This window comes from Mycobacterium sp. MOTT36Y, assembly GCF_000262165.1.
Lineage (GTDB): Bacteria > Actinomycetota > Actinomycetes > Mycobacteriales > Mycobacteriaceae > Mycobacterium > Mycobacterium intracellulare.
In genome coordinates, this window is record NC_017904.1 from 2,292,258 (window position 1) to 2,317,788 (window position 25,531).

Annotated in this window: 23 protein-coding genes and 1 pseudogene; 12 read left to right on the forward strand and 12 right to left on the reverse strand. The window is 69.7% G+C overall.

What is annotated here, in order from left to right; all coding sequences use genetic code 11:
- Positions 1-87: 87 nt before the first annotated feature.
- The 4 genes from W7S_RS10605 to W7S_RS10620 are packed head-to-tail and all read right to left on the reverse strand — an operon-like array spanning position 88 to position 3,103.
- Positions 88-849 carry an adenosylcobinamide-GDP ribazoletransferase gene (locus W7S_RS10605; protein ID WP_008256045.1) on the reverse strand — a complete coding sequence of 254 codons (762 nt, stop codon included), beginning with the start codon at positions 847-849 and terminating at the stop codon, positions 88-90.
- Positions 846-1,907: a nicotinate-nucleotide--dimethylbenzimidazole phosphoribosyltransferase gene (gene cobT, locus W7S_RS10610; protein WP_008256046.1), complete on the reverse strand. Its 1,062-nt coding sequence runs from the start codon at positions 1,905-1,907 to the stop codon at positions 846-848. Before cobT ends, W7S_RS10605 begins: the two co-directional genes overlap by 4 nt.
- Positions 1,907-2,443 carry a bifunctional adenosylcobinamide kinase/adenosylcobinamide-phosphate guanylyltransferase gene (locus tag W7S_RS10615; RefSeq protein WP_008256047.1) on the reverse strand — a complete coding sequence of 179 codons (537 nt, stop codon included), beginning with the start codon at positions 2,441-2,443 and terminating at the stop codon, positions 1,907-1,909. Before W7S_RS10615 ends, cobT begins: the two co-directional genes overlap by 1 nt.
- Positions 2,444-2,470: 27 nt before the next feature.
- On the reverse strand, positions 2,471-3,103 hold the full coding sequence (locus W7S_RS10620; RefSeq protein WP_225324938.1) for a DUF3043 domain-containing protein: 633 nt from the start codon (positions 3,101-3,103) through the stop codon (positions 2,471-2,473).
- Between the two features lie 242 nt (positions 3,104-3,345).
- Between W7S_RS10620 and W7S_RS10625 the strand changes: the two genes are divergently transcribed.
- Positions 3,346-4,422 (forward strand): glycerate kinase, encoded by a 1,077-nt coding sequence (locus W7S_RS10625; RefSeq protein ID WP_008256049.1) that lies wholly within the window; start codon positions 3,346-3,348, stop codon positions 4,420-4,422.
- A 79-nt stretch (positions 4,423-4,501) separates the two neighbouring features.
- On the forward strand, positions 4,502-4,858 hold the full coding sequence (locus tag W7S_RS10630; RefSeq protein WP_008256050.1) for an iron-sulfur cluster assembly accessory protein: 357 nt from the start codon (positions 4,502-4,504) through the stop codon (positions 4,856-4,858).
- A gap of 79 nt (positions 4,859-4,937) precedes the next feature.
- On the opposite strand, the gene W7S_RS10635 is transcribed toward W7S_RS10630, so the two are convergent.
- Positions 4,938-5,624 carry a hypothetical protein gene (locus tag W7S_RS10635; RefSeq protein WP_008256051.1) on the reverse strand — a complete coding sequence of 229 codons (687 nt, stop codon included), beginning with the start codon at positions 5,622-5,624 and terminating at the stop codon, positions 4,938-4,940.
- A 183-nt stretch (positions 5,625-5,807) separates the two neighbouring features.
- Here W7S_RS10635 and W7S_RS10640 point away from each other — a divergent pair, with 183 nt between their 5' ends.
- Positions 5,808-6,782 carry a carbohydrate kinase family protein gene (locus W7S_RS10640; RefSeq protein WP_008256052.1) on the forward strand — a complete coding sequence of 325 codons (975 nt, stop codon included), beginning with the start codon at positions 5,808-5,810 and terminating at the stop codon, positions 6,780-6,782.
- A 150-nt stretch (positions 6,783-6,932) separates the two neighbouring features.
- On the opposite strand, the gene asnB is transcribed toward W7S_RS10640, so the two are convergent.
- Positions 6,933-8,891, reverse strand: a complete 1,959-nt coding sequence (gene asnB, locus W7S_RS10645; RefSeq protein WP_008256053.1) for an asparagine synthase (glutamine-hydrolyzing) — start codon at positions 8,889-8,891, stop codon at positions 6,933-6,935.
- Between the two features lie 145 nt (positions 8,892-9,036).
- On the opposite strand from asnB, the gene W7S_RS10650 reads away from it, so the two are divergent.
- The 4 genes from W7S_RS10650 (at position 9,037) to W7S_RS10665 (ending at position 12,329) form a co-directional block, all read left to right on the forward strand.
- Complete coding sequence (locus W7S_RS10650; RefSeq protein WP_026071572.1) at positions 9,037-10,131, forward strand: cytochrome c oxidase subunit II; 1,095 nt, start codon at positions 9,037-9,039, stop codon at positions 10,129-10,131.
- A gap of 13 nt (positions 10,132-10,144) precedes the next feature.
- Positions 10,145-10,564 (forward strand): cytochrome c oxidase subunit 4, encoded by a 420-nt coding sequence (locus W7S_RS10655; protein ID WP_008256055.1) that lies wholly within the window; start codon positions 10,145-10,147, stop codon positions 10,562-10,564.
- 188 nt (positions 10,565-10,752) lie between these two features.
- On the forward strand, positions 10,753-11,685 hold the full coding sequence (locus W7S_RS10660) for an MmpS family transport accessory protein (protein ID WP_008256057.1): 933 nt from the start codon (positions 10,753-10,755) through the stop codon (positions 11,683-11,685).
- Positions 11,685-12,329, forward strand: a complete 645-nt coding sequence (locus W7S_RS10665) for a DUF2561 family protein (RefSeq protein ID WP_008256063.1) — start codon at positions 11,685-11,687, stop codon at positions 12,327-12,329. The genes W7S_RS10660 and W7S_RS10665 overlap by 1 nt, the downstream gene beginning before the upstream one ends.
- Before the next feature lie 167 nt (positions 12,330-12,496).
- On the opposite strand, the gene W7S_RS10670 is transcribed toward W7S_RS10665, so the two are convergent.
- Genes W7S_RS10670 through W7S_RS10685 form a run of 4 tightly spaced genes read right to left on the reverse strand, consistent with a single transcriptional unit; the run spans position 12,497 to position 16,924 of the window.
- The gene (locus W7S_RS10670; protein WP_008256064.1) at positions 12,497-14,200 is read right to left on the reverse strand and encodes a cytochrome bc complex cytochrome b subunit; all 1,704 of its coding nucleotides are present in this window, start codon (positions 14,198-14,200) and stop codon (positions 12,497-12,499) included.
- A complete protein-coding gene (locus W7S_RS10675; RefSeq protein ID WP_008256067.1) occupies positions 14,197-15,423 on the reverse strand; it encodes a ubiquinol-cytochrome c reductase iron-sulfur subunit in 1,227 nt (408 codons plus the stop codon). Before W7S_RS10675 ends, W7S_RS10670 begins: the two co-directional genes overlap by 4 nt.
- Entirely contained in the window at positions 15,420-16,283 is an 864-nt protein-coding gene (locus W7S_RS10680; protein WP_026071573.1) for a cytochrome c, read from the reverse strand. The genes W7S_RS10675 and W7S_RS10680 overlap by 4 nt, the downstream gene beginning before the upstream one ends.
- Before the next feature lie 29 nt (positions 16,284-16,312).
- Positions 16,313-16,924, reverse strand: coding sequence for a heme-copper oxidase subunit III (locus W7S_RS10685; RefSeq protein WP_008256075.1), 612 nt, complete (start codon positions 16,922-16,924; stop codon positions 16,313-16,315).
- 139 nt (positions 16,925-17,063) lie between these two features.
- Between W7S_RS10685 and trpD the strand changes: the two genes are divergently transcribed.
- Positions 17,064-18,146: an anthranilate phosphoribosyltransferase gene (gene trpD / locus W7S_RS27465; RefSeq protein ID WP_014711450.1), complete on the forward strand. Its 1,083-nt coding sequence runs from the start codon at positions 17,064-17,066 to the stop codon at positions 18,144-18,146.
- Here trpD and W7S_RS10690 read toward each other — a convergent pair.
- A pseudogene (locus W7S_RS10690) lies at positions 18,084-19,952 on the reverse strand (DEDD exonuclease domain-containing protein); the annotation flags it as partial. The gene trpD and the pseudogene W7S_RS10690 sit on opposite strands and share 63 nt — an antisense overlap.
- A gap of 107 nt (positions 19,953-20,059) precedes the next feature.
- Here W7S_RS10690 and W7S_RS26090 point away from each other — a divergent pair.
- The 4 genes from W7S_RS26090 to pimB all read left to right on the forward strand — a co-directional run bounded on the left by W7S_RS26090 (position 20,060) and on the right by pimB (position 23,702).
- A complete protein-coding gene (locus W7S_RS26090) occupies positions 20,060-20,314 on the forward strand; it encodes a hypothetical protein (protein ID WP_263646885.1) in 255 nt (84 codons plus the stop codon).
- A gap of 179 nt (positions 20,315-20,493) precedes the next feature.
- The gene (gene ripC / locus W7S_RS10695; protein ID WP_014711452.1) at positions 20,494-21,642 is read left to right on the forward strand and encodes a peptidoglycan hydrolase RipC; all 1,149 of its coding nucleotides are present in this window, start codon (positions 20,494-20,496) and stop codon (positions 21,640-21,642) included.
- A 58-nt stretch (positions 21,643-21,700) separates the two neighbouring features.
- Positions 21,701-22,516: a DUF4157 domain-containing protein gene (locus tag W7S_RS10700; protein ID WP_008256084.1), complete on the forward strand. Its 816-nt coding sequence runs from the start codon at positions 21,701-21,703 to the stop codon at positions 22,514-22,516.
- 55 nt (positions 22,517-22,571) lie between these two features.
- Positions 22,572-23,702, forward strand: a complete 1,131-nt coding sequence (gene pimB, locus W7S_RS10705) for a GDP-mannose-dependent alpha-(1-6)-phosphatidylinositol monomannoside mannosyltransferase (RefSeq protein ID WP_014711454.1) — start codon at positions 22,572-22,574, stop codon at positions 23,700-23,702.
- A gap of 12 nt (positions 23,703-23,714) precedes the next feature.
- On the opposite strand, the gene W7S_RS10710 is transcribed toward pimB, so the two are convergent.
- Positions 23,715-25,517: a long-chain fatty acid--CoA ligase gene (locus W7S_RS10710; RefSeq protein ID WP_014384560.1), complete on the reverse strand. Its 1,803-nt coding sequence runs from the start codon at positions 25,515-25,517 to the stop codon at positions 23,715-23,717.
- Positions 25,518-25,531: the final 14 nt, after the last annotated feature.

Sequence of the window (25,531 nt, forward strand, 5' to 3'; positions counted from 1 at the left end):
TCGGGTAGGCAGCTCGGGTAGCCGCCCGATCGCCCGGCCAGTCGGGCGCTCGGGTGTCGGCGCCCGGCTGGCCGGGCGCTCGGCGCGTTAGAACCGCACCAGGGCCGCGAGCGCCACCGCGCACACCGTCGTCGTCAGCTCGATCGCGGCGCCCAGCACGTCGCCGGTGATGCCGCCGAAGCGGCGCGCGCAGTGCCGCACCAGCACCGCGCCGCAGCCCAGGCCCAGCAGTACCGCCGCCGGTCCGTGCCACGGCCGTGGCACGGCCGCCAGCGAAACCCCCAGCAGCACCGCGACCCAGGCCGCCACCACGGCCGTCGGCTGACTTCCGGCGACCGCGGCACCCAGCGCGCTGCCCTCGGCGGCCGGCACCGCGCGGTGGCCGGCCAGCACCGCGGCGACCCGCCCGGCGAACACCGCCACGGCGATCCCGACGACCCCGCGCACCCCGCCGCCCGCTCCCAGCGCCGAGAACGCCAGCCCCTGCAGCAGCACCACGACGACGACGGCGGCCACGCCGAACGGCCCGGTCGATCCCTCCCGCATCACCGCCAGCGCCCGCTGCGGCGGCCCGTAGCAGCCCAGGCCGTCGGCGGTGTCGGCGACACCGTCGACGTGCAGGCCACGCGTGATCAGCAGCAGCACCACGACCGGGAGCAGCCCGGGCAGCGGGCTGGACGGCCCGAACGCGTGAACCCCGCCCCAGGTCACCGCCGCGGCCAGCGCCCCCAGGGCCGCACCCACCACCGGCAGCGCCGTCAGGGCGCCCCGACCCATCGGCGCGGTCCGTGCACCCGGGACGGGCAGCACCGTCCCGAACGCGAAAGCCGTTGCCAGCGAACGGATCACGACGGGGGAGCGGCCTGGTCGGGGCGGTTGGACACGCCGGCCTCGGTGAACGTGGCCATCGACGACAGCGCGGCCACCGCGGCGCGCAGCACCGGCACCGCCAGCGCGGCGCCGGTTCCCTCGCCCAGCCGCATGCGCAGGTCGAGGATCGGCTCCAGATCCAGTGCCGTGAGCGCCAACGCGTGGCCCGGCTCGGTGGACCGGTGACCGGCCTGCCACCACATCCGGGCGCCGGGAGCCAGGTGCTCGGCGACCAGCGCGGCCGCCGTCACCGCCATGCCGTCGAGCAGCAGCGGCGTGCGCCGCACCGCGGCCTGCGCGCAAAAGCCCGCCATCGCCGCCAGATCCGCGCCGCCCGCGCAGCGCAGCAGCGCGACCGGGTCCGGCAGCACCTGCCGCGCGCGGAACAGGGCGTCGCGCACCGCGGCGGTCTTGCGTCCCCACCCCGCGTCGTCGATCCCGGTGCCGAAGCCCACCACCACGACCGGCTCGGCGTTGGTCAACGCCGCCACCAAAACCGCTGCGGCCGTGGTGTTTCCGATGCCCATGTCACCGGCGATCAGCAGATCCGCGCCCGCGTCGACCTCCTCGTCGGCGATGGCGGCGCCGGCGGCCAGGGCCCGCTCGGTCTCCTCGTCGCTCAACGCGTCCTGCACCGTGATGTCGCCGCTGCCGCGCCGCACCTTGTGGGCGCCGATCGGTGGACTGAGCGCGTCGGCGTCGACCGCCAGGTCCGCGACGCGCACGCTCGCCCCGGCGATGCCGGTCAGCGCGTTGATCGCTGCCCCGCCCGCGTCGATGTTGGCGACCATCTGCGCGGTCACCTCCGGCGGGTAGGCCGACACCCCCGAGCCGGCGACACCATGATCACCGGCGAACACCACCACCCGGGCCCGCTCGAACTGTCGCGGGGGGCATTGGCCCTGGCACGACGCGATCCACACCGACAGGTCCTCGAGGCGGCCCAGCGCGCCGCGCGGCTTGGTCAGGGCGTCCTGGCGCGCGCGGGCGGCGGCCGCGACGCCCGCGTCGGGCGGTGACACGACGGCGAATTCCATTAGCCCCCCGACGGTTTGATCGGCACCGCCTGCCCGGCCACCACCAGCACGACCCGATCGCACAGCCGGGCGAGGCGCTGGTTGAGGCCGCCGAGTTCGTCGGCGAACCGGCGCCCGGCGGCGGTGGCGGGCACGACGGTCAGCCCGACTTCCGGGCTGACCAGCACCAGTGTCGAGGCGAAGCCGCCGACCGCGGACAGCACGTCGTCGACCGGCGCCGCCACCGAGCCGCCCTCCCATGCGTTCTCGCGGTCCATCGCGCCGGCCAGCCAGGTGCCCAGATCGTCGACCAGGGTGGGGGTGTCCGCGGATTGGCGCAATTGCGTTGCGATGTCCTGGGTTTCGATCGTCGCCCAATGCGCGGGCCGGCGCTCACGATGTTCGGCGACCCGGTGCGCCCAGGCCGCGTCGCCGGCACCGGTCGGCCCGGGAGCCAGGTAATGAACCGGCCGGCCGGGCGGCAACCCCGCGGCGATGGCGTCCTCCGCCCACCGTGACTTGCCTGACCTGATCCCGCCGAGCACCAGGGTGCGCACCGGCGTCAGCCGGCCTTCGGGTAACGGTTATTCGACACTGGCGCCATGCTTGACCTGGGGCCGCGGCGCGCGCAGCCGGCGCATCTGGGAGGCGCGGCCGGCGGCGTAAAGGCCTAGCTTCCAACGGCTTTCGGTGTTGTCGGGGAATTTCGCGTCGACCAGCTTGCTGACTTTGCGGCCCAGGATCAGGCCGTCGACGCTCATCACCGCCATCAGCGCCAGCATCGCCGGGGAAATCCAGAGCTGCAGCTGCGGGACGCCGAACATGACGAACATCAAAAACAGGGTCGACGGCATGAACAGGCCCAGCAGGTTGCGCCGGGAATCCACCACGTCGCGCACGTAGCGCCGGATCGGGCCCTGGTCGCGCGGCAGCAGGTAGCCCTCTTCGCCGGCCATCATGCGGTTGCGGCGCTCCGACATGCGCGCGCGGTTGGCGGTCTTTTCGGCGCGGCGCTCCTCACGGCTGAGCTTGGGCCCGGCCAGCGATTTGCGCCGGGCCCGCGCCTCGGCGGAGGTCATGGGTGCGGGCGCGACGGGACCCTTCTTCGCGTTCCGGCGGGCCTCGTTGCGCTTGGGCGTGGGACGCCCCTTGGGTCCGGTCCGGCGGGGTGCGGCGTCCGGGGCGCCAGCAACGTCGGAGGCGGCCGACACGGCCACGGTTTCGTCGAGGTCGGTGTCCTGGCCCTTCTTGCGACCCAAAAGCTTCACAGGGGCCAGGTTACTTCGCGGACGACGCGCGCCGGAATTCGCCTGGAATGCCTTGCTATTAGACCTGCGTTAGTGCCGCACTTGGCCCTACTCTTACACGTGATGAATGGCTGCCTTTGATGGACGACGGGTCGATGGCCTCGGATGATGCTGCCCCCGGCCTGGCACCCGGCCGCCTTCAGCTACCCGCGATGCAGGTTTTGGTGGCCCCGGACTGTTACGCCGACAGCATGTCGGCCCTGGAAGCCTCCGCCGCCATCGCGACCGGCTGGACACGGTCGCGTCCGGGCGACCGGTTCATCGTCGCGCCGCAGTCCGACGGCGGGCCCGGCTTCGTCGAGGTGCTGGCCAGCCGGCTGGGGGAGATGCGGCGATTGCGGGTGTCGGGGCCGCTAAAGGCCATGGTGGAGGCCGAATGGGTCTTCGATCCCGGGTCGGCGACCGCATACCTGGAGTGCGCCCAGGCCTGCGGTTTGGCGCTGCTCGGCGGTCCGCCCACCCCAGAGACCGCGATGGCGGCCCACAGCAAAGGCGTGGGGCAGCTGATCGCCGAGGCGCTGCGGGTGGGGGCGACGCGGATCGTCGTCGGGTTGGGTGGCAGTGCGTGCACCGACGGCGGCCAGGGCATGATCGCCGAGTTGGGCGGCCTGGACACCGCCCGCCGCCAACTGGGCAACGTGGAGCTGATCGCCGCCTCCGACACCGAATACCCCCTGCTCGGTCCGTGGGGAGCGGCCCGAGTGTTCGGGCCGCAGAAGGGCGCCGACACGGCCACCGTCGCGGCGCTGGAAGTTCGGCTGCAGGCCTGGGCGCTCATTTTGGAGGCGGTGGCCGGGCGCGACGTGAGCGCCGAACCGGGCGCGGGCGCCGCCGGCGGCATCGGCGCCGGGCTGCTCGCGCTCGGCGGGCGGTGTGAGTCCGGGGCCGCCATCATCGCCGAACACACCCGGCTTTCCGACGATCTCGACACGGCGGAGTTGATCGTCACCGGCGAGGGCCGCTTCGACGAGCAGTCCCTGCACGGGAAGGTGGTGGGCTTTCTGGCCGACGCGGCCCGGCCGCGGGGCATCCCGGTGGTGGTCCTGGCCGGCCAGGTCGATCTGGACAACGCGACGGTGCGCTCGTCGGGGATCATGGCCGCGTTGTCGATCGCCGAGCACGCAGGATCGGTGCGGCTGGCCCAGGCCGACGCCGCCAATCAGCTCATGGGTCTGGCCTCCGTTGTGGCGGCGCGACTCGGGAATAGCGGTCCTGCAAGGTACCGTTGATGGTGTGGACTTTCCGGCAGTCCGGCGGCGCCGGGCGTGATCGGTCCCCGCTCAACAAATGAGGCATGTAGGAGAAGCAATGACGGTGCAAAACGAGTCGAACGCCAAGACCCACGGCGTGATCCTGACTGAGGCCGCCGCCACCAAGGCCAAGTCGCTGCTGGACCAGGAGGGTCGCGACGACCTGGCGCTGCGCATCGCGGTCCAGCCGGGCGGGTGCGCTGGGCTGCGCTACAACCTCTTCTTCGACGACCGGTCGCTGGACGGCGACCTGATCGCGGAGTTCGGGGGTGTGACCCTGACGGTGGACCGGATGAGCGCGCCCTACGTCGAGGGCGCGTCCATCGACTTTGTGGACACCATCGAAAAGCAGGGGTTCACCATCGACAACCCCAACGCCGGCGGGTCGTGCGCCTGCGGCGACTCGTTCAACTGATTTCACCGCGAGACTGCGACTACCGACGCGTTCCCCGAGTAGGGCCGTCGGCGGTTGCGGTCTCGCGGCAAGAAAAGCTCTAGTACGAGCCCCCGGTGCGCAGCACGTATGAGCACACCATGATCTGGCCGCGCTGGAAGAGCAGCTGCGCGATGCCCTGCACCTGCCCGCGCATGGGTCCCCCGCTCACCGGCGACACCCGCATGGTGAACAAAGCCTGAGCCTGGTACTGCGACAGGTACACGATCTTGTCGATCGAGGTGATCTCCACCTCGGAGAACTGCTTGCGGAATGCGTCGCTGCTGAGCTTGGCCAGCGCCTGGTCGGATCGCTTGTCCTGGACGGCGTCGTAGAGGCCGCACAGCGCGTTCCGGGCGATCTCGTTGATGTCGCGGTGCTCGAGCGCGTCCAGGTATCCCTGAATCGCCGTCTTCGCCGCGCCCTCGGAGAACGTGGTGCCGGTGTTGGCCCCGTTGGTGCGCACCCCGTAGACGATGGCCACCGTCATCACCGCGACGAGCGCGATGGCCAGCGCCACGCCGACGATCAGCCGCCGCCTGGAGCGTGGCGGCGGATACGGCGCCGGCCCCGGGGGCGGCCCGGCATAATTGCCCGAAGGGGGTCCCGCCTGCGGAGCCGGGGTGAAGCCCGGGCCGCCGGTGGCGGGGTCATCGGGGAACTCGAGTGGCTCGGATTCGCGTGGGGGCTCGTGTCCGCTCGGTCCGTTGCCGCCGCCAGCGTGGTTCGGCGAGTGCGGGCCTGCCATCGTGGTTCTCCTACGGTGGTAGACGGGACTGCAAGCGGGTTGCGGCGCACGCATTGTGATCCCGGCGACTTGAGTGAGTTCCCTAGGGAGGCTAGCGCAGACCTTGCGGCGACCGTGCACGCGACGACGGTCGGAGGCGCCTGAGTAAGCTAGATAACCTTACTAACGAAGGATGGAGATTTCGTGACGATCGCGGTGACAGGTTCGATTGCGACCGACAATCTGATGCGGTTCCCCGGCCGGTTTTCCGAGCACCTGCTGGCCGAGCACCTGCAGAAGGTGTCCTTGAGCTTCCTGGTCGACGACTTGGTGATTCACCGCGGCGGCGTGGCGGGCAACATCGCCTTCGCCATCGGTGTGCTGGGCGGCGACGTCGCGCTGGTCGGCGCGGCCGGTGACGATTTCGGCGAGTACCGCGACTGGCTGCAGAGCCACGGCGTCAACTGCGACCACGTGCTGATCTCGAAGACCGCGCACACCGCGCGCTTCGTGTGCACCACCGACGAGGACATGGCCCAGATCGCGTCGTTCTATCCCGGCGCCATGTCCGAGGCCCGCAACATCAAGCTTGCCGACGTCGCGTCGTCGGTCGGCACACCCGACCTGGTGATCATCGGGGCCAACGACCCCGACGCGATGGTGGTGCACACCGAGGAGTGCCGCAAGCTCGGCCTGCCGTTCGCCGCCGACCCGTCCCAGCAGCTGCCCCGCCTGTCCGGGGAGGAGATCGACAAGCTGGTCGACGGCGCGGCCTACCTGTTCACCAACGACTACGAGTGGGAGCTGCTGCTCTCCAAGACCGGCTGGTCCGAGGCCGACGTGCAGCAGAAGGTGGGCCTGCGGGTGACCACGCTCGGCGCCAAGGGCGTCGACATCGTCGAGCGTGACGGCACCACCACGCACGTCGGCGTGGTCCCCGAGACCAGCCAGACCGACCCCACCGGTGTCGGCGATGCGTTCCGGGCCGGTTTCCTCACCGGGCGCAGCGCCGGGCTGAACCTCGAGCGTTCGGCACAGCTGGGCTCGCTGGTGGCCGTGCTGGTGCTGGAGTCGACCGGAACCCAGGAATGGGCGTGGGACCGCGAGGTCGCCAAGACCCGTCTGGCCGACGCCTACGGCGACGAGGCGGCCGCCGAGATCGCCGCGGTGCTGGGTTAGCGCCGTTTCCCCGACGCCCTTTCTCGCCCGGGCCGCATCGAGTGTGAACCCACGGCGTCGCGTGTGCGCTGACGGCGCCGACACGCCGACACACCGCGCCCAGGGTTCACGATGAAAGCCCAGGATTCACACGCGAAGCCCGGGCGTGGCCTAGAGCTGCACCGGATACATCGGCTCGCTGATCTGCGGCACCACACTGCGCTCGACGAAGATCGCGTGCCAGAGCATGAAGATCAGCAGCGTCCACAGCCGGCGGCTGTGATCGCCGGCGCCGCTGCGGTGCTCGTCGAGCATCCGGTGCACGGCCGCCCGGTCCACCAGGTGGTCCGCCTGCGACGACGCCGCCAGCTCGTAGGCCCACTCCAGCAGCTCGCCGGTGCGCAACCAGTGCCGGATCGGCACCGGGAACCCGAGCTTGGGCCGGTGCAGGACGTGCGCGGGGACGATCGGCTCGAGCGCGCGGCGCAACGCGTACTTGGTGGTCGTGCGGGTGATCTTGGCGTCGACGGGCAACCGGGACGCCACGGCGAACACCTCGGGATCCAGGAACGGCACCCGAAGCTCCAGCGAGTTGGCCATCGTCATCTTGTCGGCCTTGACCAGGATGTCGCCGCGCAGCCAGGTGAACAGGTCGATGTGCTGCATGCGGGCCACCGGGTCCCAGCCCGCCGACTCGGCGTACAGCGGCGCGGTCACGTCGGTGTGGGTCCACTCCGGGCGGAAGCCGGGCAGCGCGTCGCGCAGCTGCGCGTCGGAGAAGCTGCGGGCGTTGCCGTAGTAACGCTCTTCGAGCGTCAGCGAGCCGCGGTGCAGCAGGCTCTTGCCCCGCATCCCCTCGGGCAGCGGGCGCGACACCTTGCCCATCGACCGCCGCAGCGGACGCGGCAGATAGTCGAAGGGCTTCAGCGACAACGGCTCCCGGTAGATCGTGTAGCCGCCGAACAACTCGTCGGCGCCCTCGCCGGACAATACCACCTTGACGTGCTTACGGGCCTCGCGAGCGACGAAGAACAGCGGCACCAGCGCCGGGTCGGCGACCGGCTCGTCGAGGTACCAGACGATTTCTGGCAGGGCGGCGACGAACTCGTCCGGCGTGACCACCTTGGCGATGTGGCGCGCGCCGATCGCCTCCGCCGAGGCCACCGCGACATCGATCTCGGAGAATCCCTCCCGCTCGAAGCCGGTGGTGAACGTGATCAGTCGCGGGTTGTGCCGGATGGCCAGCGCCGCGATGGCGGTGGAGTCGATGCCGCCGGAAAGGAAGGACCCGACCGTCACGTCGGCGCGCATGTGCTTGGCCACCGAGTCCTCGAGCACCGCGGTGATCTCGTCGTACCGGGCCTGCTCGCTGCCGCGGGCGATCGGGGTGGCGGCGAACCGGGGCACGAAGTACCGGGTGACCTCGGGTTGCAGGCGGTCGGGGCGGATCCGGGCGTAGCAGCCCGATTCCAGCCGGCGCACCCCGCGGTGCAACGTCTCGGGCTCGGGCACGTACTGCAGGACGGTGTAGTGCTGCACCGCCCGCTCGTCGATGCGCGTGTCGAACCCGATCAGCTCGGCCAAATCCAGCAGACACTTTTTCTCGCTGGCCACCGCGGTGCCGCCGGCACCGGTCGCCATGAACAGCGGTTTGATGCCGAAAGGGTCTCGGGCGCAAAACAATTCGCGGGTAACGGTGTCCCACAGCGCGAAGGCGAACATGCCGCGCAATCGGGTCAGGACATCGGTGCCCCAGTAGTGGTAGCCGGCGACGACGGCCTCGCCGTCACCATCGGTGGCGAAGACGGCCCCATGGGAGGTGGCCAGTTCGTCGCGCAACTCCAGGTAGTTGTAGATCTCGCCGTTGAACACCAGCACGTAGCGGTCGGGCGCCTCCGGCGGCCCCCAGCGCAGCGGCTGGTGCGAATGCGCGATGTCGATGATGGACAGCCGGTTGAAGCCGAACACCACCGAACCGTCGGTGTCCGGGTCGACCCAGGTGCCGGGCTCGTCGGGCCCGCGGTGGCGCATCGAATGCGACGCGCGCGCGATCGCGTCGTCGGCGCGGGCGGCGGCCGCCTCCTTGTCCCCGTCCTCGGGGGCGGCAACGAACGCCAGCAGACCACACACGGCGCCCCAGTATGCCGCACTTGGCGACCGCTCGTGGACGTCGCACCCGGCACGGCGCGAGACTGGCGGGCCGGGGTTTCGTCGCCCGCCTCAGGCGCGTGGTCTACGCTGCGTAGTATTCGATATCCGAGCAGGAGGCGCCAACGTGACCCCTCGCGAGCAGGACCGTTCGCAATCTTTGTCGCAGGGTAGGTTTCAGCGCCGTCCTGGGGGCTCCGCCACCGGTCTTTCCCGCCGTCTCCGGCCGCTGGCGCTGGCCGTGACGCTGGGTGTGCTGGCGATGTTCCTGAGCGGGTGCAGCAGCTGGGCCGACGCGCTGGCCCTGGGCTGGCCGAGGGGGATCACGCCGCAGGCGCAGCTCAACCGGGAGCTGTGGATCGGCGCGGTGATCGCCTCGCTGGTCGTCGGCGTCATCGTCTACGGCCTGATCTTCTGGTCCTCGGCGTTCCACCGCAAAAAGGCGACCGACACCGAGCTGCCCCGCCAGTTCGGCTACAACATGCCCTTGGAGCTGGCGCTCACCGTGACGCCGTTCCTCATCATCTCGGTGCTGTTCTACTTCACCGTCGTGGTGCAGGAGAAGATGCTGCACATCGCCAAGGATCCCGAAGTGGTGATCGACGTCACGGCATTCCAGTGGAACTGGAAGTTCGGCTATCAGCGCGTCGATTTCAAGGACGGCACGCTGACCTACGACGGGGCGGACGCGGCGCGCAAGAAGGCCATGGTGTCCAAGCCGGAAGGCAAGGACGAGCACGGCGAAGAGCTGGTCGGGCCCGTCCGCGGCCTCAACACCTCGGACCGCACCTACCTGAACTACGACAAGGTCGAGACGCTGGGAACCAGCGACGAGATCCCGGTGCTGGTGCTCCCGACCGGCAAGCGCATCGAATTCGATCTGGCGTCCGCCGACGTCGTCCACACGTTCTGGGTTCCCGAGTTCTTGTTCAAGCGCGACGTCATCCCGAACGCCGACGCGAACAACTCCGTGCACGTCTTCCAGGTCGAAGAGATCAACACGCCCGGGGCGTTCGTCGGCCACTGCGCCGAGTTCTGTGGCACCTATCACTCGATGATGAATTTCGAGGTTCGCGTGGTGTCGCCCAACGACTTCAAGGCCTACCTGCAGCAGCGGATGGATGGCAAGAGCAACGCCGCGGCGCTGCAGGCGATCGGACAACCTCCCGCCGCGGTGACCACGCACCCGTTCGACACCCGCCGCGGCCAGTTAAGCCAGTAGGTTAGGACACCAAATGCATATCGAAGCCAGGCTATTCGAGTTCATCGCCGGGTTCTTCTTTGTGGTTGCGCTGCTCTACGGGGTTTTGACCGCGCTGTTCGCCACCGGCGGGGAAGAGTGGGCGGGCACCACCGCGCTCGCGCTGACGGGTGGGCTGGCGCTGATCGTGGCCACCTTCTTCCGGTTCGTGGCGCGCCGGCTCGACACCCGGCCCGAGGACTACGAAGGCGCCGAGATCAGCGACGGAGCAGGGGAATTGGGCTTCTTCAGCCCGCACAGCTGGTGGCCGATCCTGATCGCGCTGTCGGGCTCGGTGGTGGCGGTGGGCATCGGGCTGTGGCTGCCGTGGCTGATCTTCGCCGGCGTCATGTTCGTCCTGTCGTCGGTGGCCGGACTGGTCTTCGAGTACTACCTGGGTCCTGAGAAGCACTGATTCGCGGCATAAAGGTCACAATCCGATCACGTGATCGCTTGCGCCGATCGCCACGGCGGCTCTGCCCGTTTTGGGTTCGGTAGTGTTTCGCGCAGGCAATGAGAAGTTCCCAGCGCGCCCGGCAACGAGGTGATTGCGGAGTTTTACGCGCAGGTGATGCAGTCGAACAGGGTAGGCAAAGGGCAGAGATGAGCGGGTCGAAACCCCCGGGATGGGAACCTGACGAATCCGATCCTGTCGACCCGATCAGCCACCACGCGGACGCCGGTGACGACCCCGCTGACGACGGGGAGCCCGGCGGCGACCACGACGTCGAGGGCGCGGCGGAACCCTTCGACGACAGCGCCGAACTGGCCGCCGCTGACCAGACGGACGCATACTCGCGTGCCTACTCGGCCCCGGAGTCCGAGCACTTCACCAGCGGCCCCTACCTACCCGCCGATCTGCGGCTCTACGACTATGAGGACTACGACGAGTCCGCCGACGAGGACGAACGCAGCACCGCGCGCTGGCCGTGGGTGGTGGGGATCGCCGCCATCGTGGCCGCGATCGCGCTCGTCGTATCGGTGTCGTTGCTGTTCGCCCGGACCGACACCACCAAGCTGGCCAACCCCAACACCACCACCGCCCCGTCCACGCCGCCGATGCAGGACGAGATCACGACCACCAAACCACCGCCGCCGCCTCCACCGCCACCCACGACCGAACCGCCGCCGCCCCCGACAGCAACGGAGACACAGACTGTGACGGTGACGCCCTCTCCGGCACCGCCGCCCCCGCCCGCACCCGCTCCGGCACCGCCGGCGACCTCCACCGCGGCGGCGCCACCGCCGCCGACGACGCCGGCCGGGCCGCGGCAGGTCACCTACTCGGTGACCGGCACCAAGGCCCCGGGCGACATCATTTCGGTGACCTACGTCGACGCGTCCGGCCGCCGGCGCACCCAGCACAACGTGTACATCCCCTGGTCGATGACCGTCACCCCGATCTCGCAATCCGACGTGGGCTCGGTGGAGGCCTCCAGCCTGTTCCGGGTCAGCAGGCTCAATTGCTCGATCACGACGAGCGACGGAACCGTGCTGTCGTCGAACAGCAACGACTCGCCGCAGACGAGCTGCTGATGGTCAGCAGATATTCGGCATACCGGCGCGGAATCGGCGACGACACCGTTTCGCCCGAGGTGATCGACCGCATTTTGCTCGGCGCCTGCGCCGCCATCTACCTGGTGCTGTTGGGCGTCAGCGTGGCCGCGGCCGTCGCGCTCACCGATCTGGGCCGGGGCTTTCACAAATCGGCCAGCAGCCCGCACACCACCTGGGTGTTGTATGCGGTCATCATCGTTTCCGCGCTGATCATCGCGGGCGCGATCCCAATACTGTTGCGGGCCCGGCGGATGTCTCAGTCCGAGCCGGCCGCCCGGGCGATGACAGCGCCGAACCGGCCGCCGGTGCGCCTGATGTCTCAGGCGCCGCGCACGGCGGCCGAGCGGGCCCGGCAGGCCACGGTGCAGGCGGCGCCGGCGAAGACGGATGCCGAGTGGTCAGGGGAGACGGTGGACCGAGTCTGGTTGCGCGGCACGGTCATACTGACCGGCACCATGGGTGCGGCGCTGATCGCGGTCGCGACGGCGACCTACCTGATGGCCGTCGGCCACGACGGCGCGTCCTGGACGGCGTATGTATTCGCCGGTGCCATCACCGCGGCGATGCCGGCGGTCGAGTGGCTGCATATCCGCCAGCTGCGCCGCGTGGTCGACGAGCGCTGACGCGTATCGCCGTCGAGGTGTAAACCATCGACACATAAGCATTGCGACGACACGTCGTGCGTCGTCGCAATGCTTATGTGTCGCGCGCGCTCGTGGGTGATTGCGGGTGCTCGATTGCCCGGCTCCCGCGTCGGCCAGGGGGCCGATGGGGAGCCGGGCTGAGCGGGTCAGTGCTCGCCGTCGGTCGAGCCGTTGGTCGAACCGTTCGTCGAACCGTTGAGGCTGTCCTGGTGTTCGCGCAGTGCGGTCAGGGCACGCTGCTCGGAGCGGTGCGCCGCCTCCCGCAACGCCGCGTCCTCGGACGCCGGATCGGCGAACATGAAGCTGCCGCTGCCCGGCGTCCCGGCCGAGCCCAGCTTGTTCATCTTCTTGGGCAGCGCCGCGCCCTGGTACTCGAGCGGCAGCGGGTGGCCGTGGTCGTCGACCGGGCCCAGCGGCTGGTGCAGCTCGATGTAGGCACCGTGCGGCAGCCGCTTGATGATGCCGGTCTCGATGCCGTGCTCGAGCACCGCGCGGTCGCTGCGTTGCAGGCCGATGCACCACCGGTAGGTGACGAAGTAGACGATCGGCGGGACGATCACCATGCCGATGCGGCCGATCCACGTCGTCGCGTTCAGCGAGATGTCGAACTTGAACGCGATGATGTCGTTCATCGCGCTCAGCGTGAGCACCATGTAGAACGCGATCGCCATCGCGCCGATCGACGTGCGCACCGGCACGTCGCGCGGGCGTTGCAGCAGGTTGTGGTGCGCGTAGTCACCGCTGAACCGCTTCTCCAGGAACGGGTAGATGATCAGCAGGACGAAGACCCCGCCCATGATCAGCGCCACCCAGACCACCGCCGGGATGGTGTGGTGCCAGAAGTAGAACTCCCATGGCGGCCAGATACGGGCCAGGCCTTCGGTCCACATCATGTAGAAGTCCGGCTGCGAGCCCGCCGAGACGTGAGATGGCTTGTAGGGCCCCAGGTTCCAGATCGGGTTGATCTGCAGCAGACCGCCGAGCAGACCCAGCACGCCGACGATCGCGGCGAAGAACGCGCCGGACTTCACGGCGAACACCGGCATCACCCGCACGCCGACCACGTTGTGCTCGGTGCGGCCCGGTCCCGGGAACTGGGTGTGCTTCTGGAACCACACCATGGCCAGGTGCAGCCCGATCAACGCCAGGATGATGCCGGGCAGCAGCAGGATGTGCAGGGCATACATGCGGGGGATGATGTAACCCGCTGTGGCGCATTCGTTTCCGACGCCGCCGCAGGGGAAGTCACCGCCGAACAGGGCCCAGTGCAGCCAGGTGCCGATCACCGGCATGCCCAACGTGATCGAGGACAGGGCCGCGCGCAACCCAATGCCCGACAACAGGTCGTCGGGCAGCGAGTAGCCGAAGTAGCCCTCGAACATGGCCAGGATCAGCAGCAGCGAACCGATGACCCAGTTCGCCTCGCGCGGCCGACGGAACGCGCCGGTGAAGAAGATGCGGGCCAGGTGCACCATGATCGACGCCGAGAAGATCAGCGCGGCCCAGTGGTGGACCTGACGAACGAACAGGCCGCCGCGTACCTCGAAGGAGATGTCGAGGGTCGACGCGAACGCCTTCGACATGTCCACCCCGCGCAGCGGCTGGTAGGCGCCGTTGTAGGTGACCTCGCCCATGGACGGGTCGAAGAACAGCGTCAGGTACACCCCGGTGAGCAGCAACACGATGAAGCTGTACATCGCGATCTCGCCCAGCAGGAACGACCAGTGGGTGGGGAACACCTTGTTGAGCTGTCTGCGTACGGCAGCCGAGGGGTGATAGCGCGTATCGATGTCCTCGCCCTGGCGGGCCAGGACGTCGCCGATCTTCGGGGGACTCAGTTTGGGACTCATGATGTCGTCCTCTCCCAGAATGCCGGTCCGACGGGCTCGATGAAGTCACCGTTGGCGACCAGATACCCGTTGGTGTCGATGGTGATCGGCAGTTGCGCCAACGCACGCGCCGCCGGCCCGAAGATCGGCTTGGCGAAGTGCAGCGCGTCGAACTGCGACTGGTGGCAAGGGCACAAGATTCGGTAGGACTGCTCCTCGTAGAGCGACGCGGGGCAGCCCAGGTGCGAGCAGACCTTCGTGTAGGCGAACAGCTCGCCGAAGTTGAAGCTCTCCTGGCCCTGCCGCTTGACCACGCGGTGCATGTCGGTGGGGCGAATCCGGATGAGCATCACGGGATTACGCACGCCCTGGTTGATCGCGCGCAGCTTCTCCTGCGACTCCGGGGTGGTGCCGTCACCGTCGGACTCCCGCCACGGGAAGACGGTTTCCATGCCGCCGGCGTCGATGTCCTCGGGCCGCATCTTGACGAACGGCGACCCGGCGAAGCTGCCGGTGGCGCGTGCCAGGTAGATGGTCTCGCCGTGGTAGCGCGGGGTCCAGTCGGAGGTGAACAGCACCGCCTTCTTGCCGTTGGCGGTCTGCACCACCGGCTTCCACGGGTTCTTGATCAGGCCGCCGGCAAACGCCACCAAGGTGGACAGGCCGAACGCACCCAGCCCCACGCCCAGCGACAGCCCGACCAGCTTGCGCCGCCCGATGGTGGAGCCGCTGTAGGCGTCGGCCAGGTTCGCCACGACGGTCTTGCGGTCGACGTCGCGGGAGGCGCCGTCGTGCCGGTCCTGAATCGAAATCTCTTCGGGGATAAAGCGTTTCTGGTACAGGATGGTGCCGATCCCGATCGACAGGATCGACATCCCGAAGGTCAGGCCGTACAGCGGGGTGGTCAGCGAGTAGAGCCAGCTGTCCGCGGCCTCCTTGGGCTTGTACTCCCACGGCCAGAACAAAAAGATCAGCAGCAGCGCCAGCCCGAAACCGCCGCCGCCCAGCAAAAGCCACAGGGCAACGCCACGCTCGGCGCGCTTCTCGGCCTTGGTGCCCTCGACCGGCCAACGGTTTTCCTTGAACACGGTCTCGACGCCGTCGAGCTTGCCGCCCAGCGCCACCAGCTCCTGCTGCGACATCGCGGCCAGCGCGGCGTCGTCGGGCTCCCGCTCGCCGGTGCCGTGCGGGTTTCCGCCGGTGTCCGAGCCGCGAACGTTTCCGTGGTCAGCTGAGTCGCTCATGCCCGTGCCCCAATCCACAGTGCCAGCCCGATCGCGGCGACCATCCCGATGATCCAGGCGGCCATCCCCTCGGGCGCGGGTCCGAATCCGCCGAGGCCGTAGCCGCCCGGCTGGCGCTCTTCGGTCACCGCCTTGATGTAGCCGATGATGTCCTTCTTGGCCTCGAAGGACAGCTGGCGGTCGGAGAACTTCGGCATGTTCTGCGGACCGGTCCGCATGGCCGCCAGGATCTGCTGCTCGTTGGCGGGCTCCAGGTCCGGCGCGTACTTGCCGGACGACAGCGCCCCGCCCTTGCCGGTGAAGTTGTGGCAGGATGAGCAGTTGAGCCGGAACAGGTCACCGCCGCGGCCTAGGTCCTCGCCGCGCAGCGAGTGCATCGCCAGGCTGCCGTCGGGGTTGCGCACGGTCGTCGGGCCGCCGCCGTTGGCCTGCACGTAGGCGCCCAGAGCGTCGATCTGGCCCTCGTCGAAGATCGGTTCCTTGCGGGGCGCCTGCGCCTCGCCGGTCATCGCCGGCATCCGGCCGGTGGACACCTGGAAGTAGACGGCTTCCTCGCCGACGCCGATCAAGCTCGGCCCGCGATCGGGCACGCCCTGCAGGTTGGCGCCGTGGCAGGACACGCACGACGTGTCGAACAGCTGCTTGCCGGTCCGCAGCAGCGCCGAGTTCGACTCGTCGGCGACGGCCACCTGCGGGCGGGGGGTCAGGACGGCGGCCACACCACCGGCGATGGTCAGCGCGATCAGCAGCAGCAGGCCGCCCGACAAGCGGCGGCGCAACCGCCGCCGCGAACGGTCACGCTGCCCTTGGTGCGACTGAGGAAGCCGCGACCCGGATCGGGTAGACCCCAGTTTCTTCAACCGAGCACTCCTGTTCGTCCAGCGCCTGCTCATCGGATGAAATAGATCACGGTGAACAGCGCGATCCACACGATGTCGACGAAATGCCAGTAGTACGAGACGACGATGCTGGCCGTAGCCTGCGCCGGCGTGAACTTGCTCATCGCGGTGCGCGCCAGCAAGAAGATGAAGGCGACCAGGCCGCCGGTCACGTGCAGGCCGTGGAACCCGGTGGCCAGATAGAACACGCTGCCGTAGGCGCTGCCGGGGATGGTGGTCCCGTGGGTCGCCAGGTGGAAGTACTCATACCCCTGCCCGCAAACGAAGAACAGGCCCATCAGGAAGGTGATGACGTACCAGCGGCGCAGCCCGAACACGTCACCGCGCTCGGCCGCGAACACGCCCATCTGGCAGGTGAACGACGACGCGATCAGCACCAATGTCACGGGGACGGCCTGGTACAGGTTGAGCTCGGTCGGCGGCGGCGGCCATTTTCCGCCGGACTGGGCACGCGCGGTGAAGTACATCGCGAATAGGCCGGCAAAGAACATCAACTCGCTGGAGAGCCAGACGATGGTGCCGACACTGACCATGTTGGGTCGATTCAGCGAATGAACGCGCGACGTGATTGCAGTACCTGAGGTCCCGACAGCGCTGGTCACATCCGCAAGTATGACGCTTTGTAGTTGTTGATCTCCACCCGGGGCGCAATTTGATGCCTCGCGCGTCGCGCGCGTGTGTGGTCGGGCCGCCCGCGGCCGACGGTTGGGGCCGCTGTGGTGCTCGTGGGACCATCGGCGCGTGGCTTTGTCATCTGAGGTCTCGCCGTCCGGCGGGTCCGCGACGTCGTGGCCGCGGCTGCTGGGCCGGCTGACGAGCGGTCAGGACCTGACCCGCGGCCAGGCCGCCTGGGCCATGGACCAGATCATGACCGGCGCGGCGAGCGCCGCCCAGATCGCGGCCTTCGCGGTGGCGATGCAGGTGAAGGTGCCCACGTCGGCCGAGGTGATCGAGCTGGCCGAGGTCATGCTCGGCCATGCGCTGCCGATGCCCGATTCCGGGATGCCCGAGGACACCGTCGACATCGTCGGAACCGGCGGCGACGGCGTCAACACCGTGAACCTGTCCACGATGGCGGCGATCGTGACGGCGGCCGCGGGTGTGCCGGTGGTCAAACACGGCAACCGGGCGGCCTCGTCGTTGTCCGGTGGCGCCGACACGCTCGAGGCGCTCGGCATCCGTATCGACCTCGGGCCCGACGAGGTGGCGCGCAGCCTCGCCGAGGTCGGCATCGGGTTCTGCTTCGCGCCGTTGTTCCACCCGTCGTACCGGCACACGTCCGCGGTGCGCCGCGAGCTCGGCGTGCCGACGGTGTTCAATCTCCTTGGGCCGCTTACCAATCCGGCCCGGCCCCGGGCCGGATTGATCGGCTGCGCGTTCGCCGACCTGGCCGAGGTGATGGCCGGGGTGTTCGCCGCCCGCCGCTCCAGCGTGCTGGTGGTGCACGGCGACGACGGGCTCGACGAGTTGACGACCACGACCACCAGCACGATCTGGCGGGTACAGGCCGGCACCGTGGACCGGCTGACGTTCGATCCGGCCGGGTTCGGCTTTCCCCGCGCCGACCTCGACGACCTGTTGGGCGGCGACGCGCAGGCCAACGCCGCGGAGGTGCGTGCGGTGCTGGCCGGAGCCAAGGGCCCGGTGCGCGACGCCGTCGTCCTCAACGCCGCCGGCGCGATCGTGGCCCACGCCGGGTTATCCAGTCGCGCCGAATGGCTGCCGGCGTGGGAGGACGGGTTGGCCCGCGCCGGCAAGGCCATCGACTCCGGCGCGGCCGAACAGCTGCTCGCGCGTTGGGTGCGGTTCGGCCAGCAGGTCTGAATCGCGCAGGGCTTGCTCGGCGGCCAGCCGCGCCGAGCGGGCCGCCTCCGCCCACGCCGCCCACCCGCCGGCCGATCGCAGCGGGGACGCCCAGCCCGCGCCGTCCCCGGTTGCCTCGACCCGAACGATGCGCACGCCGGGAGCGCCCAGCCAGCGCGCGATCAGCGCGGTCTCCTCGACCAGCGCCCCGCCCAGCGGGGCCGGCCCGGGCAGAATCGCTTGTGCCCCAGCGGTAATCGCGTCGACGACCGGCATCGGCGGCACCCCCCGTCGGGCGTTGCCCGCGGCGGCGAGTTGGCCGTGGCGGATGACGGCGAGGTGATAGCCGCCCTGGCCGTCGGGCGCGGCGGCGACCAGCTCGGGCAGGGCGACCAGGGCGCGCAGCCGCTGACCGCGCCACAGCGTCTCGACCGCGGCGGCGGTGCGGTCGCGCAGCCGCGCGGCGCTCTCGAAGTGACGCCGCTCGGCGAGGGCGGCGACCTGGGCCACGGCGGACGTCAGGGCGGCGTTGTCCGCGCCGTCGACCAACGCCGCCATGCGCGCGACGGCCGCGGCGTATTGGGTGGCGGTGACGTCGCGGGCGGCCGGGCACGGTGAGACCTCCGCCTCGGCGCACAGCGGCCCGTGTAATGCCGTGCGCCCCAACCGGTTCGTGCAGGTGCGCAGCCCGGTGAAGCGGGACAGCAGGGCGGCGGTGTCAGCGGCGTCGGCGCGCGCCCGGAACGGGCCGACGGCGCGGTCGTGGCGCGGGGCGCGCACCACCGCCAGGCGGGGGAAGGCCTCGTCGGTCAGCGCCACCCACCACCAGCGCTGCGGGAACCGGGATCGCCGGTTGTACGGCGGGGCGTGCGCGGCCAGCAGCCGCAGCTCGCGCACACCGGCCTCCAGCGCGTGGGCGCACTCGACATGGTCGACCGCGCAGGCCAGCGTGACCATCTCCTTCATGCGGCCGCGCGGATCGGCGCCGGTGAAGTACTGCAAGACCCGCCGCCGCAGGTCGACCGCGGTGCCGATGTAGAGCACCTCGTCCGACGGCCCGCGGAACAAATAGACACCCGGCCGGTGCGGGAGCCCGTCGGCGAGCACGCGTTTGCGGCGCTGGGCCGGTGCCACGTCGGGCAGATAGGAGCGCAGGTCGGCGTAGGTGTGCACGCCCTGGTTGCCCACGCGTTCGATGAGGGCGTGCAGCACGTCGACGGTGGCGCGTGCGTCGTCGAGGGCGCGGTGGGTGGGCTGGGTGGTGACGGCGAACAGCCGCGCCAGCGACGCCAGCCGCACGCTGGGCGCCTCCTCGCGGCTGAGCACCCGGCGGGCCAACCGCACCGTGCACAGCACCTGCGGCCGCGGCCAGGCGATGTCGCACCGCTGCGCGGCGGCCCGCAGGAAGCCGATGTCGAAACCGGCGTTGTGCGCGACCAGCACGGCCCCCTGATCCAAGCGGGCGAACTCCAAAAACATCGGCAGCACGGCGTCGATGGTCGGCGCGTCGGACACCATGGCCGTGGTGATGCCGGTCAGCCGCACGACCTGGGGCGGGATGCTGCGCTGCGGATCGATCAGCGTGGCGAACTCGCCGAGCACCACGCCGCCGCGCACCTTGACCGCCCCGATTTCGGTGATGGCGTCCGGCTCGGTTCCCGCGGCGGATTTGGTGCGTCCGCCGGTGGTCTCGAGGTCCACCACGACGAAGGTGGTGTCGCGCAACGAGAGTTCGTCGGGCGTGAAGGGTGATCCCACGTCGGCGAAGCTCAGCTGAGTCGCCCCGCGTGCAGTCACGGGGGTGACGTTAAGCACGACGGCTGACATCCGCGGCGTCCCACGCCGCGGCCCCGGGGAGATGTCGGTGCCCGCGGTTACCGTTCGGGCAGACCGGCGTGATGTTCGTCGGAGCCAGACCGAGAGGACCGATCCCGATGGCACCAAGAACTGGACCCACCGACGTCGCCATGCCGCCGCCCGAGCCGGGCGCGCCGGTGGTGATCGACTGTGACGACTGCGCGGTGCGCGGACCCGGATGCCGCGACTGCGTGGTCAGCGTGATACTCGGGGTCCCGGATACTTTATTGCAGGACGAACAAGCGGCATTGGAGGTTCTCGCCGAGGTCGGCCTGGCTCCGCGACTTCGTCTGGTGCCGATTCGTCGGGACCGCGGATCTGGTGTAGCGTAAATGCCTTGTCCGCCAACGGCCCTCGGTCAGGCGGAATGGATCACATGAAAATGACAGAATTCTTTCTAATTTCTTAACCGCCCGCTTTGGACAAACGCCGATATCGTTTCGTAACCTGTTTGAGACCTAAACCCGCTCGACGACCAGTGTTCGTCGATGGCCGTTTAAGGAAGCAAATCTTGAGGCTTGATTCTAGTTGCCTGGTTGCGCGTGTCCTGACACGTTCGGCCCTAGGGACGCTAGCTGGCTTCGCGATTCTGTGCAGTGTGGTGATCGCCCCCTCGTGGGCGGACCCGGCCCAGGACGCCATGGCAAAACTCAACGAGCTGTCGCGCCAGGCGGAGCAGACCACCGAGGCGATGCACAGCGCCCAGCTCGACCTGAATGACAAGCTGGCCGCTCAGCGCGCCGCCGACAAGAAGCACAACGACGACCAGGCCGCCGTCGACGCGGCGAAGGCCCATCTGGCGTCGTACCAGAACTCCGTCAACAACCTGGCCGCGGCGGCGTACATGGGTGGTCGCGTCGACGGCATGCAGGCCATCCTGACCGCCGGTTCGCCGCAGGGGCTGATCGACAAGCTCGCGGTGCAACGCGTGATGGCCACCCAGATGGCCAGCCAGATGAAGAGCTACCGCATCGCCGGCGAGCAGGCCGCCAAGGCCGAGCGGGAGTCCGCGAAGTCCGCCGCCGACGCCAAGAGCGCGGCCGAGCAGGCCGCCGCGGTGCGAGCGAGCTTGCAGTCCAAGCAAAGTCAGCTGCAGGTGCAGATCGCGGTGGTCAAGTCGCAATACATGTCGTTGACCGCCGACCAGCGCACCGCGCTGGCCAATCCCGCACCCGCCGCCGTCCCCGCGGCGGCGCCGGCGCCCGGTGCCCCGGCGCCGGAAGCGGCACCCCCGGGACCCGGGCAGGCGCCGGGTGAGGCTCCGGCTCCAGGCGGCATGCCCGGTATGGCTCCCGGCGGTGGGGTCGGCGGCGGTGACCGTGCCACCGTCGTGCAGGCCGCGCTGACCCAGGTCGGCTCGTCCTACGTATGGGGCGGCGCCGCACCCGGCGGATTCGACTGCTCCGGACTGGTGATGTGGGCGTTCCAGCAAGCCGGCATCTCGTTGCCGCACTCCAGCCAGGCGATGGCCCACGGCGGTCAACCCGTTTCGCTGTCGGACCTGCAGCCCGGTGACGTGCTCACCTTCTACTCCGACGCCTCGCATGCCGGCCTGTACATCGGTGACGGCATGATGATCCATTCGTCCACCTACGGTGTGCCGGTACAGGTCGTGCCGATGAACTCCTCGGGCCCGATCTACGACGCCCGCCGTTACTAGACACTCCACGCTGCGTCGGCGGCTTCCGCTACTGCTGGCCTGGGTCTTCGTCGTCGAATTGATCGTGGCCGCGGCCGTGCCGTTCGACGCCGAACGCAGCAGCCGGATCCGGCCCCCGCAGCTGATCACGCCCGCGCGCAGCCAGGTCAGCGCCTCGACGAAGTCGATCGTCGTCGGCGACCGCACCGTCCGGCTGCTGGGCCTCGGCGGCCCGTCCAGCGAGCGCCTGTTGTTTCGGGTGGCCTCGGACATGGGCGCCGCGATCGGCGCCGTGGAGGCGTTCTGGGGCCTCGACTGGCCACGGGAAATCTCGATCGTCGCGGCAGGCACCGACGAGGAATTTCGCGCCGCCGCCGGCGGGGGACCGGCGGCGCAGTGGGCCGACATCGCCGCCGCGACGGTCTCCGACCGGATCGATCCCGTTCGCCGGGTCGCCCTGGGCCAGCGGATCGTGTTCGCGCCGGGTGCGGCCAACATGAGCGCGGCGTCCCTGCGAATCGTGTTGGCCCACGAGCTTTTTCACTACGCCGCACGCGCGGACACCGTTGCCGACGCGCCCCGCTGGCTCACCGAGGGCGTCGCCGACTTCGTCGGCCGCCCCCCGACGCCGGTGCCCAAGGAGGGTTTGCTGCCCATGACGCTGCCCTCGGACGCCGACCTGGATGTGCCGGGGGCGCCGCGCTCGCTGGCCTATGACCGCGCCTGGTGGTTCGCCCGGTTCGTGGCCGACACCTTCGGGGCGCCGAAGCTGCACGATCTCTACCTGGCGACCTGCGGCCTCAGGCGCGCCGACATGGCGACCGCCGCCCACGACGTGCTGGACACCAGCGAGGCGGGCCTGCTCACCGCCTGGCGCCAGTGGCTGACCCACTAACGACGCACCGGGCCGTGTGCACGCACGGCGCCGCCGCCACGCTAGCCTGTCGCAGGTGAGTCGGGTCCTGCTGGTAACCAACGACTTTCCGCCCCGCCCGGGCGGCATCCAGTCGTACCTCGGTGAGTTCGTCGGCCGACTCGTCGAGGCCGGGTCGCATTCGGTGACGGTGTACGCGCCGCACTGGAAGGGCTCCGATGCCTACGACGAGGCGGCCGGCTACCGCGTGGTGCGCCATCCGGGCACCCTGATGCTGCCCGGCCGGGCGGTCGACACCCGGATGCGGCGGCTGATCGCCGACGACGGCATCGAGACCGTCTGGTTCGGGGCGGCCGCGCCGCTGGCGCTGCTGGCCCGGCGAGCGCGGGGCGCGGGGGCGAAGCGGGTGGTGGCCAGCACGCACGGCCACGAGGTCGGCTGGTCGATGCTGCCGGTCGCGCGGTCCGTGCTGCGGCGCATCGGCGACGACACCGACATCGTCACGTTCGTCAGCCGCTACACGCGGTCCCGGTTCGCACCCGCCTTCGGGCCCAAGGCCTCGCTGGAATACCTGCCGTCCGGGGTGGACACCGACAAGTTCCGGCCCGATCCCGCCGGGCGCGCCGCGTTGCGTCGGCGCTACGGGTTGGGCGAGCGGCCCACGGTGGTGTGCGTGTCTCGGCTGGTGCCCCGCAAAGGCCAGGACATGCTCATCAAGGCGCTGCCCTCGATCCGGCGACGCGTCGACGGGGCCGCCCTGGTCATCGTCGGCGGCGGACCCTACCTGGAATCACTGCGGACGCTGGCCCGCGACTGCGGGGTGGCCGACGACGTGATCTTCACCGGCGGCGTGCCGGCCGCCGAACTGCCAACGCATCACGCGCTGGCGGACGTGTTCGCGATGCCCTGCCGCACCCGCGGCGCCGGACTGGACGTCGAGGGACTGGGCATCGTCTTCCTGGAGGCCTCCGCGAGTGGCGTGCCCGTCGTCGCCGGAAAGTCCGGCGGAGCCCCGGAAACCGTGCGGCACAACGAAACCGGGCTCGTCGTCGACGGTTGCTCGGTGACCGAGATCGCCGACGCCGTCACCGAGTTGCTGACGGATCGGGACCGGGCGGCCGCGATGGGCGCGGCCGGGCGCGACTGGGTGACGGCCCAGTGGCGCTGGGACACCCTGGCGACACGGCTGGCCGGGCTGCTCGGCTAGCGGTGCGCGCGGTCAGTCCTTTTCGTAGATGGCCTCGATGTCGGAGGCGAACTTCTCGGCCACGACGTTGCGCTTGACCTTCATCGTCGGCGTCAGTTCCCCGGTGTCCTCGGTGAAGTCGACGGGCAGGATGCGGAACTTGCGGATCGACTCGGCGTGCGACACCGCCTGATTCGCGTCCTTGATGGCCGCGTCCACCTCGGCGACGAGGTCGGGATCGGTGGCCAGATCGGCCACCGACGCGCCGGATCCCTTCTGGTTGCGCTGTTTCCAGCCGTCGAACGCCTCTGGATCGATGGTGATCAGCGCGCCGACGAACGGCTTGGCGTCGCCGACGACCATGGCCTGGCTGATCAGCGGATGGGCCCGCAGCCGGTCCTCCAGCACAGCGGGGGCGACGTTCTTGCCGCCCGCGGTAACGATGATCTCCTTCTTGCGCCCGGTGATCTTCAGGAACCCGTCGTCGTCGAGCACACCAAGGTCGCCGGTCTTGAACCAGCCGTCGGTGAACGCGTCGGCGGTGGCCTGCTCGTTGCGCCAGTAGCCGCTGAACACCACGCCGCCGCGCACCAGCAGCTCGCCGTCCTCGGCGATGCGCATGCTGTTGCCGGGCAACAACGTTCCGACCGTGCCGATCTTGACGTTGCCGACCTGGTTGACCGTGATCGCGGAGCTGGTCTCGGTCAGGCCGTAGCCCTCATGGATGGTCAGGCCGACGCCCCGGTAGAAGTGCCCCAGCCGCGACCCCAGCGGCGCCCCGCCCGACACGGACGCGTGGCAGTCGCCGCCCAGCGCCGCGCGCAGCTTGCGGTACACCAGCCGGTCGAACAGCGCATGCTTGGCGCGCAGCACCGGCCCCCGCCGGCCCCCGTCGGAGGCCTCGCTCCAGTCGACGGCGGTTTGCACGGCCATGGCGAAGATGCGCCCCTTGCCGTCGTTGGCGGCGTTTTGCTCCGCCGTGTTGTAAACCTTCTCGAACACCCGCGGAACCGACACCACCACCGTCGGTTTGAACACCGCGAACATCGGCAGCAGGTTCTTGATGTCGCTGGTGAATCCGACGGTCACCTTGTTGGCGAACGCGGACAGGGTCAGCGAGCGCGCCAGCACGTGGGCCAGGGGCAGGAAGATCAGCAGCCGCTGGCCCTCATCGAGCAGCGTCGGCAGGCTCTCCTTGGCGCCGCGGGTCTCGTACAGCAGGTTGGAGTGCGTCAGCTGGCAGCCCTTGGGCCGCCCGGTGGTGCCCGAGGTGTAGATGAGCGTCGCGGGGTCCGCGGCCCGCAGGCCCTCCAGGCGTGCGGTGAGCTCGGCCGGTTCCACCGACTCGCCGGCCTCGACGAGCTGGTCGAGCGCCTTGGGGCCCGACCCGTTGATGTGCAGCACCCGGCGCAGGGCGGGCAGTTCGGCGGTCAGCTCGGTGACCATCGCCGCGTGCTCGTCGGTTTCGGCGAAGGCCAGCACCGCCTCGGAGTCCTGCAGCACCCAGCGCACCTGTTCGGCCGACGACGTCTCATAGATCGGCACCGTGACCCCACCGACCGCCAGGATGGCCAGGTCGAGGATCGCCCATTCGTAGCAGGTGGCACAGAAGATCGACACCCGGTCGCCCGCCTGCACCCCCAGGGCGATCAAACCCAGTGCGGCAGAGCGGATAAGACCGGCGGCCTCGGCGCAGGTGACGTCGGTCCACTCGCCGTCGACCTGGCGTTGGTAGATGACAAAGTTCGGGTCATCGCGCTCGTGCTCGAAGACCATCGCCGCGATGTTGTCGTCATCGTCGACCGGAAAGCGGGCGGGGACGCTGTACTCACGCACTCTTATGACCTCAA

Coding starts and splice junctions, on each gene's coding strand:
- W7S_RS10660 (WP_008256057.1), top strand. CDS start 10,753: ATGAGCGGGTCGAAACCCCCGGGATGGGAACCTGACGAATCCGATCCT.
- cobT (WP_008256046.1), bottom strand. CDS start 1,907: ATGGAATTCGCCGTCGTGTCACCGCCCGACGCGGGCGTCGCGGCCGCC.
- W7S_RS10675 (WP_008256067.1), bottom strand. CDS start 15,423: ATGAGCGACTCAGCTGACCACGGAAACGTTCGCGGCTCGGACACCGGC.
- W7S_RS10635 (WP_008256051.1), bottom strand. CDS start 5,624: ATGGCAGGCCCGCACTCGCCGAACCACGCTGGCGGCGGCAACGGACCG.
- W7S_RS10655 (WP_008256055.1), top strand. CDS start 10,145: ATGCATATCGAAGCCAGGCTATTCGAGTTCATCGCCGGGTTCTTCTTT.
- W7S_RS10630 (WP_008256050.1), top strand. CDS start 4,502: ATGACGGTGCAAAACGAGTCGAACGCCAAGACCCACGGCGTGATCCTG.
- W7S_RS10665 (WP_008256063.1), top strand. CDS start 11,685: ATGGTCAGCAGATATTCGGCATACCGGCGCGGAATCGGCGACGACACC.
- W7S_RS10670 (WP_008256064.1), bottom strand. CDS start 14,200: ATGAGTCCCAAACTGAGTCCCCCGAAGATCGGCGACGTCCTGGCCCGC.
- W7S_RS26090 (WP_263646885.1), top strand. CDS start 20,060: ATGGCACCAAGAACTGGACCCACCGACGTCGCCATGCCGCCGCCCGAG.
- W7S_RS10625 (WP_008256049.1), top strand. CDS start 3,346: ATGCAGGTTTTGGTGGCCCCGGACTGTTACGCCGACAGCATGTCGGCC.